This is a genomic window from Mycoplasmopsis gallinarum DSM 19816, from assembly GCF_000621085.1.
Lineage (GTDB): Bacteria > Bacillota_I > Bacilli_A > Mycoplasmatales > Metamycoplasmataceae > Mycoplasmopsis > Mycoplasmopsis gallinarum.
The window spans coordinates 1-10,736 of sequence record NZ_JHZE01000013.1 but is presented as its reverse complement, the minus strand read 5'-3'; the positions used below and the strand labels follow the sequence as shown (position 1 = coordinate 10,736).

The window sequence follows — 10,736 nt, the reverse complement described above, 5'->3', positions numbered from 1 at the left end:
TAAATGTTTCAAAATAAGTTGTAGTTGAGTCATATCAGATAATTTCAATATTTCTTTTGTGCTCTTTTGTTAGAACAGAATTCACATTTTGTAAAATTTGCTCCCTATTTTCCGCTATATAATCCAGAGATCTATAAAAAGAATTTTTAGAATAAACAAAATCTTGTTCTTTTTTTAAATTATTGAAAGTTCCTAAAATACTTAATGGATCTTTTATTCTTTGATAAATCTGTTGACTTACAACTTCTTTTAAACTTATTGATTTTGTTTTATTACAATCTTTAAAAATATCAAAGTAGTCTATCAATGAACGAATTGAATCATATCCCTTGAATCTTTTACTATATTCCTGAAGATTATTTTTATTATTTTTTAATTTTTGGTTAATTATTTCTATAATTTTTTCTTTTTCTGTTGTTAACGGAATGTCTTTAATGAGCATTTTAATTTTTTCAATTGCATTCTCTTGATATTGCTCAAAGTCTTTTTCATATCCTATTCCAAATCTGGTTTCATACCCATTGCCTTTAAATTTTTGATATCCAATTTGTAAATAATTGCCTTTTTCTCTTTTAGATATTGAAATTATTCATGTTCTCTTTCTTGTTTTACTTGCCATATCGGTATTATACCATTATTTTAGTAGTATCATACTATATTTTTCACATATTTATTACATAAATATGTGATAATTTAAAATATATAAAAAAATCCCACAAGTGGGAAACGTGGGGGATTTCATTTTTATATTCATCAAATAATAATTTTAGAACAAGAAAGAAAAAAGCATTTTTAATAATTGCTAATACATTATAGTATATGAAAAATTCCATATTTTATATAAAAAAGTTGTAATATATATATATATATATATAGGAGAGGTGTGTTATTAAAATGAAGAAAAGTAGAAAAATTTTTCTTTCTTTTGGCGGGATAATAGCATCATCATTAGTTTTAGTTTCAGCTATTACTGTTGCCAATCAAGAAAATTGAAATGAGTTTCAGAGAACGGCAGCCGAAGACTTGAAAACTTTTATCGAATCACAAAAAAAGCTTCGTTCTTCTGGTTCCACAAGAGAAAATTTGTATGTTCCAGATGGTTACAAAAAGCCATATGGAGAGTATAAGAACAAAATACTAGATTTTGCAATTGTTGAAAAACAATTGCAATCAGTTTATGATTTTTTTATTCAATTACCAAGTTTTAACCAAATTAATGATGAGGACTCTAAAAATGAGTGACTTAAAGAAATTACAACGTGATTTCTAAAGAGACCTGATTTATATTTCGCTACTTTCCGAAGACACGAAACTGGTTCAATTGAATGAAGATTTATGCCTAATGAGCCAGTAACTGATGAAGATCATGCAGCTGAAAATGCAATTGAGGCATTTGATTCAAAAATAAAAGATTTAATAACTTTTAAAACACTTAATGAATATACTGGAAGATTTAATACTTATCAAGAATTTGAAAGTTATGTTTTAAATGAACTTCAAGAAGAATTAAAAAAAGAAGTTTACAATGCTCCACGAGCATATTATGATAATTTTGTAACTATTTTAAAAAATGCAACTGTAGATCCAAATGTTCCAAATGATTTAAATAGAAATATTCCACAGGATTTAAGCAATACATTATTGAATTGATTAAAATATAGTCAAGACTTAAATCGTGATGAAAAAGCTAGAGGTGGAAATTATGATAAGGCTTTGGAGTTATTAGGAGATGATGGATTAATTGGTATAAATAAAAAAATTGCTCAAATTAGAGCTAAATTAGCTACTTATCAAGAAAAAAAATCTTCTTTTGATTATAAATTCGAACCTGAAGAGCCTGAAAAAGCAGATTTTGATAGTGAAAAAGCAAAATTAACAACTCAATTGGAAGAATTACAAAAAAAATTAAATGGATTAAACACAGCTATTGATGGAAAAATTGAAAAAGTTGGTTGAAATACGAAGAAACAAGAAATATTAAATTTAACCACCACTAATCAAGAGTTGGCAACAGGTTTAAGCACTTATATAGTTGCCGAAGAAAAATTAGAAGGTTTATTAAAATACAGAGAAAAAGTTACTGAATTGAAAAAAATTCTTGAAGATTCCAATTTATCTGATGAACAGAAAAAGAGTTATACAGATAAAATTGATAAATTAGGTGATGATGCCGATAATTATAATGAATTAGTAAGCCTAGGCGACGATATTAAAAATTCAATTGAAGCAGATTCTAATGCAGAACCAATTATTAATAAATTTAGTTTATGAACTAATGAGGAACAAAAAAACCCTTATCGTGAAAAAATTAAAACTATTTATAAAGATTCAAAACTAACTGAGGAAGAAAAGCAAGCTAAATTAAGAGAAATTGAAGAAGAAATTTTTAACCAAATGAAAAACAATGCTAATGGTTTAATCGATCAAACTTCTTTAACTAACACTGAAAAAATTTCATATAAAAACACAGTTAATAATGAAAGTATGGATAGAAATAATAATCCATATGATTTTCCTTTAATTAAAACTATTACTAAAGCTAAAATTGATGATTTGGATGATTTAAATCCTGCTCAAAAAGAATATTTCAAAAGCAAAATTGATCAATCGGATATTGATACAGTTGCCGAAGTAAATGAAATTTTAGCTGAAGCTGAAAAAATAAATAAAAAAATGAATGATTATAAAAATGCATTCAAAGATGAAAATAATATAGATAGTACAAATGTAACTGAAATTAAGAAAAGCACTAATTATACTGAAGCAGACAGTGATAAAAAAACAACTTTTGATAATGCTTTAACCACAAGAAATTCTGATTTATCAAGTCCAACTCTTAATTTAACCAGCGAACAAATTGATCAAAAAATTACTGCTTTGAAACAAGCTAAAGAAGACTTGAATGGTGTAGAAAACTTAGTTGAAGCAAAAAGAAAAGCAAAAGAAAAATTAAATACTACTTATACATATTTAAATGACGCACAAAAAACTGAAGCAAATAATAAAATTGATGCTTTAACCACTGTAAATGATGTTAATAATCAAGATGCCAAAAACAAACAATTAGATGATGCAATGAAAGTTTATAGTCAAAGTCCAGCAGATATTGAAACTATTCGAACAGGCACCGACTATACTCAAGCTGATAATCAAAGTACATTAGAAGATTTAATTACAACTAAAACTAATGATACCAATAAAACAACTGGGCCTAATTTAACTTTAGAGCAAGTAAATGGAAAAATTACAGCACTTAATAATGCAGTTACTGCTTTAAACGGTGAAGAAAGATTGAAAAAAGCAAAAGATGATGCTATTGCTAAAATTAATTCAGATTATTCTTCATTAACTCCAAAACAAAAAGAAAAAGCAATTGCTTTAATTAACGAGCAAACAACAATTGATGGTGTTACAAATCAAGATGCAACTAATAGTGCATTAAATTCATCAATGGAAATCTTGCGCAATTATATTACAAATCAAAGCAATATAACAACTGGCAATAATTATACTTATACTACTAACGCTTTAAGAGAAGCTTATGATGGTAACCCAACCAAAAATAGTAATCAAAAAGGCGGGGTAATTAAAGAAGCAGAAGATTTATTGGCTGCTTTAGATACTGACAATAATGATAATTTAATGAATAAAACAAACGTTGATGCTTTAAATACCAAAATTCAAAATGCAATTAATAATTTAAATGGTCAACAACGTTATGATGATGAAGTTGCTAGATTAAATAATTTAGCTACTGCTACTGCCAAAGTTAAAGATAATGTAAAAAATACTGATACCGCTAGTCAAATTTCAAATGATGAAATTGAATTTGATCGAAACACAATTCCACAAGATGTTACACCTACTAACTTAAGTATTTCAAATCCAAATGAAGTAACAGGTAAATTAGACTTAAGTTACAAATATCAATCAACTAAAGAAAATCTTGAAACAGTTACTTCTACTAAAACTTATATTTTAAATAACGACAATGCTTTAAGTACTTTAACTGAGCAAGAAAGATTGGATAAATTAGTAGAAGATTCTACAGTTACTAAAACTGTTGATTTTAATGGCACGGATAAAAGCAATTTTGCAGCTAGCGATTTAACTGCAAATAATTTCTCAACTATAATTAGTCCAAATACTGATGCCAAAGTAATTATTGATACAATTCAACCAGACCCAGACGATCCAAGAGGAGTAATTGTAACTTATAAATTAGAATCAACTAAAACTAATTTAGGTGATACTAAAGTTACTTCAAGTAAAAGTCTAACTACCAAAATTACTGGTTTTATGACTAATAAAGAAAAAGAGCAAAAAACTATTAATAGTTATAACAAAAGTAACTTTTTAAGCACTCCAGAACCTTTAATTCTAGCTTCAAGTTTTGTAAATAACTTAGATGGAGTTAATATTATTTTTGATCCAAATGATAATATAGATCATAAAAATGAAACTATTGTAGTTAAATCAATTAAATCTTGAGATGACAAAATAGGTAAATTAGTTGTTAATTTTGTGGTTGAAAGCAACAAAAATGGTGAAAAACTTACTTCAGATTTAAAAGAAATAACTATTAATGGTTATATGACTGAAAAAGATAGATTAAATTATCTATTGACCGATCAAGCTAAGAGTTTTGAATTCAATGGTCCTAAAGCTCAAAATAAAACTACTGTTGATGAGGTAAAATTATCTGAATTATCAGGATATATAAGAGGAACTAATGAAAACGGCGAATTCATTAATGCTAATGGTATAAATAATGTCAATTTAATAATTGATGCAATTACTGGAAGAGATAGTCAAAATGGTTCAATCACTTTTACCTATCATTTAGTATCAACCAGAACCGATATTCCAAATAATGATGTAGTGTCAGATACCCAAACTTATTCACTTGGTTTATTCCAAACTAATAACGAAAGAGAAAAAGAAGTTTTAAATGCAAAAGGACCTAACGATTTAGATATTACTGTTAATAAAACTAAATTAGCTTCTAAATATACTAATGATGAAATCACTTTAAGTTCTCATGATGAAAATATTAGTGTAATTGAGAAACAAATTATTGGTTACAACGATATTACTGGTGAAATTAAACTTTCATACAAATTAAGAAATGAACAAAGTGGAGTTGAATCTGATACAAAAGAAATTATTATTGACGGTTTTAAAACTGAAAGTCAAAGATTAAATGAAATATTAAATTCATTACTCAAAAACGATATTAATTTCGATGGTAATAAAAAAGATCAACTACCTTCAATGGCCCCTGCTAATAATAAAGCTAACTATTCATATGATGAAACTAAGCAAACTGCTAATAAAGCCAATATAGGCATTAACTCAATTACTGCAAACAATCAAACTGGTGAAAATAGTTTAAATCTTAAATTAATTTCAACTAAAACACAAAATGAATTAGTTTCAAATTGAGAAGTAACTAATTTTTCAGCCCCAGAAAGTAGTAATAAAGATTTAATTGTTGATGGTTTTAGAACTCAAGCAGAACAAGATAAAATCGACCAAGATGCGGAAAAACAAAGATTGACTTCTTTAGTAGCACACGCAGAAATCACTTATCCAAATAGTAAACAAATTTTAGCTTCAAGTGCTCTAAAAAGTGGTTTAAATACCGTGATTACTTCAACTGATAATAATGCAGAAATTATTATCAAAAATATCACTGATAAAAATGATTTAACAGGTCAAATTACAGTTGAATATGTAATTCATAGTACTAAAGGCGGCATTTATGAAAATGTTAATACTGATGTACAAACTGTAACTTTAAACAACTTTAAAACTGAACAAGAAAGATTAGATGCTTTATTTGCTGATAAAGTGGCTACCGCTTCATTAAACGGAATTGTTTCAAGTGAATACAAAAAATATTTACCAAAAGATGCTTTAGAATACTTATTATTAGATATTGCTAATTTAGAAAATGCTAAAGTAGTGATTGTATCAAAAGAAGCTAATGATCAAACTCATGCAATTGACTATGCCTATCGTTTAGTTTCAACTAGAGGCGAAGTTAATGGCCATAATTTAAATAATGTTGAAAGTAGTACAACTAAAAATGGCTCATTAAATGGTTTTAAAACTTTATCAGAAGCTGAAAAAGAAAGATTAGATGCTATTAGTGTAGATAATGAAGATGATAAATATACTCACACCATAGATTACAGAGATAGAGCAACAAAATTAGCTTCAAAAGCAACTATTAATGATGAAAATTGAATCTGAAATATTACGCCTGATACAGATCATACTTTCAGCGATCAAGAAATAATTGCTTACGATGATATTACAGGTAAAATCAAGGTTAAATATAAATTGCAATCAACTAAAACTGGTTTTACTGATGTCAAATCAGATTATAAATATGCAACTTTAACTGGTTTTAAAACTGAATTACAAAGATTAAATGAATTAGTTAAACAACAAAATCAACCTGCACAAATTACTGCTAAAGATGATGCAAAAGCAAGTGGTTCAAATCCAAAACAACCTTCACAGCTTACTTCAAGTGACTTTGATGCAACCTTAACTGAAGCAGGAAAAAATGAAAATGTAGCTGTTGAAACAATTTTAGATACTCAAAATGCTAATGACGAAACTGGTGAAATTGCTTTAGGTTATAAATTAATTTCAACCCGTCCTCTTAATGGCACAAATGGTTTAGTTTCTGGTGAATGAGAAAATCCAATTACTGTTAAACCAACTATTAAATCAAATACATCTGAACCACTAACTACATTTAATGGTTATTTAACTAATGATGATGTAGAAATTAAGAGAATTGAAAACTTAATTGCTAATTTAACTTTGGATTATCCTGACAAAGAACAATACTTACCCCTTTATAATGAAGATGATGTAATTGATTCTAAAGTGCAAGTTGGCTTAAACAATGGCAAAACTTTAGAAGCTGAAAATATTGAAATTAAAACTAATTCAATGCAAATTACAACTAGAGATGATCGAAAAGGTGAAGTAGTTGTAAGCTATACAATTGTTTCAAAAACAAGACCAGATGTTAAAGTGGAAATTAATGCTACTAGAAGTAAAAACGCTAATACAATTACAGGGTTTAAAACAGAACAACAAAGATTAAATGCTTTAAATTATGATTGAACTAATGCAATTGCAAATAAAGAGCAAATTAATCCTGCTGATGTCAACTTAAGTGATATTACGCCAATAGTTGATACTAATGACCAAGCCCAAGAAATTCGAATTATTGGTTATAATGAAAGAACTGGAGAAGTAAATATTAAATATAATATTTATTCAAAACGTACTGATTTAACAGATATTTATGTTACTGATAAAACAGCTACTATTACTGGTTTACAAACTGAAAGTCAAAGATTAGATGCTTTAATTAAAAATAACGATGTTGATAAATCTATTGTTTATGTACCAAATGACCAAGCAGTAACTAAAGCTTCTTCTTTAGTTAATAATAAAGAAGAAGTGATTAAAAACCTTAATAACCAATACTTTAATTCAGCTATTGCTAATCCAGTTGAAAATAAAGCCAAAATTATCATTCAAGATATTGAAGCAGATGATGAAACTGGTAATTTAACAGTTAAATATGTTTTACAATCAACAAAAGATAATTTAAGTGATATTACCTCAAGTCAAAGTCAAACATTAACTATTAGTGGCTTTTTAACCAATTTACAAGAAGCCAAAAATAATTTAAAAGCTAAAATTGATAAGTTAGTTACAGATGGTTCTTTATCAAATGATCAAGCACAAAGTTTTAAAGACGAAATTGATAATGAAGAAACTAATACCATTCTAAAAGTTGATGCAATTGAATTAAAAGTTGATAAACAAGTTGTAATTAATCAAGCTAAAATTGAATTAATTCATTTAAATCCAAATCAATTAAATAATGTGATTGAAAACATTACAAATGCTGATACTTTAGATAAAGCTAAAAGTGCTAAAACAGATGGCGAAGTTTTAAATAATAAAATGTTAGAACTTAAAAACGCAATTGAAAGTGCTAAAAATGTGCCTGATTCACAAGCATATAAAAATGCTGAAGTAAATGTTAAAGAAGCCTTTGATAATGCTCTTGAAGTTGCAAACAAAATTAAAAATGGTAACAATAACATTGAAGAAGGCGATCAATTTAATTACAATGCAACTTTAGATGAAGTTAATGACGCAATTGAAAAATTAAAATTAGCCAAAACTGAAATTAATCGTGATGATGCACTTAAATATGTAGCTAAAGCACCATATTTAAGTGAAAATGAAAAAACTGATTTAAGCACTAAATTAAACAAAAAAGTAATCACTGATGAAGAAATTGCAAACTTGAAAAAGCAAGCTATTCAAATTAATGATGTTAAAAAGCCTTATATTGATGAAATTAAAGCTATTCCAAATAATTTCTTAAATGAGGAAGAAAAGCAAACTTACATTAATCAAATTATTAATGAAAGTCCAACTTTTGATGAAAGTAATAATTTAACTAATCCATCAGACTTTGAGACAATCGTAATAAATGCTAAAAAAGCTGCTTTAATTAATCAACTTGGTCAAAATGTAAATCAACCAAATTTACCTAAAATCTTAAATCCAAAACAAGTATCAGAAGCCAAAAGCGCAATTCAAAATGCTCCTGATTTAGCTCAAGCTCAAAAAACTTACGATGATGCTTTAAAATTAGCAGATAAAATGTATCAATTAAAAGATAAAATTGAAAAATTAGATAAATTAATTGAACCTGCTGCAAATGTTAAATATCATAAAGCAACTAATCAAGAGCAATTTAATGAAAAATTGCAAAGTGCCAAAGATTTATTAATTTCTAACACTGATAATGGAGTTGATAATAAATTATTAGATAATTTATTATCTAATAAAGAGCCTTCATTACAATATGCCTACGATATTTTGGATGGTAAATTAGTTGAATTAAAAGAAACAATCAATAATAATGAATATTTAAATCAAGATGAAAAAGACAATTTAATTGATAGATTAAATACAATTCCAACTAATCCAGATTTAGATAAAAATATGCTTGAAGTTAATCAAAACTTTGAAACTACAAATAAAGCTAAAAAAGATAATTGCGACTCTATTTTGAATTTTGAATATCTTAATCAAAGTCAAAAAGATTACTGAAGTGAGCAAATTAAAACTAATGATAATGCACAAGGTAATACTTTGGTAAACGAAGCGCAAGCAATTGATAATAAAATGCATGAATTATTAGACTTAGTTAATGAAGAAACTAATATTAAAAATGGTTCAGCTTATCAAAATGCAAAATCTGAAGATAAAACTAAATATGAAAATGCTTTAAATGAAGCCAAAAGAGCTTTACAAAATGAAACAGTTGAAGAATTTAATAAGATAAATTTAACTAAAGCAGAAGTACAAATTTTGATCGATAACTTAAAATTAAATACAGAAAAAATTATTGATGAAAATAATTCTGAAGTAGCTAAACAAATTATTGAATTAGTTAAAGAATATGAAAAATCAGGAAATATTGAAACTAAAAAAACAATTGATGAATTAAAAAATCAATTGTATTTAGAAAAAAATAAAAAGAATACTGAATATATAACTGATTTAATTCAAAGCAAACATTTACTTAAATGATTACTAGATCAATATACTACTATTCAAGATCTTCAAAGTTCTAATAGCACCTTAGCAAAAGAAGATTTAATTAATGAATTAAAACATTACAATGAATTAGTTCAATTGTATAATGATAATCCAGCAATAAGTTCAATCTTTATTAATAATTATCGTCAAGTGTTTGCAAATATTGATTTATTTAAACAATATGCGGAAATTAAAGTTAAATTTACAGACAATTTATTGAATAGCAATAAAGATGAATTAACCCAAAATATTGAACAATTAAGTAACTTTAAAGATAATAGATATATTCAAAATCAAGCAACTATTTTAAGTTTATTAAAAGATAAATTAACTAATAATGAATATCTTAAATTGCTTAAATTGAAAAATCAAATTGATCCTATTGATTTTGCAATAGTTAATCATTTAATGCAAAATAAATTAGGAGTAAATGAAAAATTAAGTAATTGATGATATGCTTTATTAGGCTTAGGAATTGTTGGAACAATCGCTTTAAGTATTATTATTGCTAAAAGAAACAAGAAATAAAATGAAATCACAAGTTTAAACTTGTGAGCTTAAGTGCAATTTTCATCAGAACACTAAAAAGAAAGTAATTTTGAGACAACAAAAGAAAAGAAGAAATACAAAAAGTACTTCTTCTTTTCTTTTGTTGTCTTTTTTTATAAAAACAATAAATTTTTTGGAGTTAAAGTCACTTGAAAACAAATTTACTACACTTGTAAAAATATAAAATCTCCATCATAAAGAAGAGTTTATAATTGAATTAATTTCGGTTTGTGAATCATCATGAAAAATGATAAATTACCCACGTTTCCCACTTGTGGGATTTTTTTATATATTTTAAATTATCACATATTTATGTAATAAATATGTGAAAAATATAGTATGATACTACTAAAATAATGGTATAATACCGATATGGCAAGCAAAACAAGAAAGAGAACATGAATAATTTCAATATCTAAAAGAGAAAAAGGCAATTATTTACAAATTGGATATCAAAAATTTAAAGGCAATGGGTATGAAACCAGATTTGGAATAGGATATGAAAAAGATTTTGAGCAGTATCAAGA

Annotated in this window: 1 protein-coding gene and 1 pseudogene; one reads left to right on the top strand and one right to left on the bottom strand. The window is 26.2% G+C overall.

What is annotated here, in order from left to right; genetic code table 4:
* Positions 1-619: pseudogene (locus tag Q346_RS0102905) on the bottom strand (IS1634 family transposase); the annotation flags it as partial.
* Between the two features lie 275 nt (positions 620-894).
* Between Q346_RS0102905 and Q346_RS0102900 the strand changes: the two are divergent.
* Positions 895-10,188 carry a lipoprotein 17-related variable surface protein gene (locus Q346_RS0102900; protein WP_027332990.1) on the top strand — a complete coding sequence of 3,098 codons (9,294 nt, stop codon included), beginning with the start codon at positions 895-897 and terminating at the stop codon, positions 10,186-10,188.
* Positions 10,189-10,736: the final 548 nt, after the last annotated feature.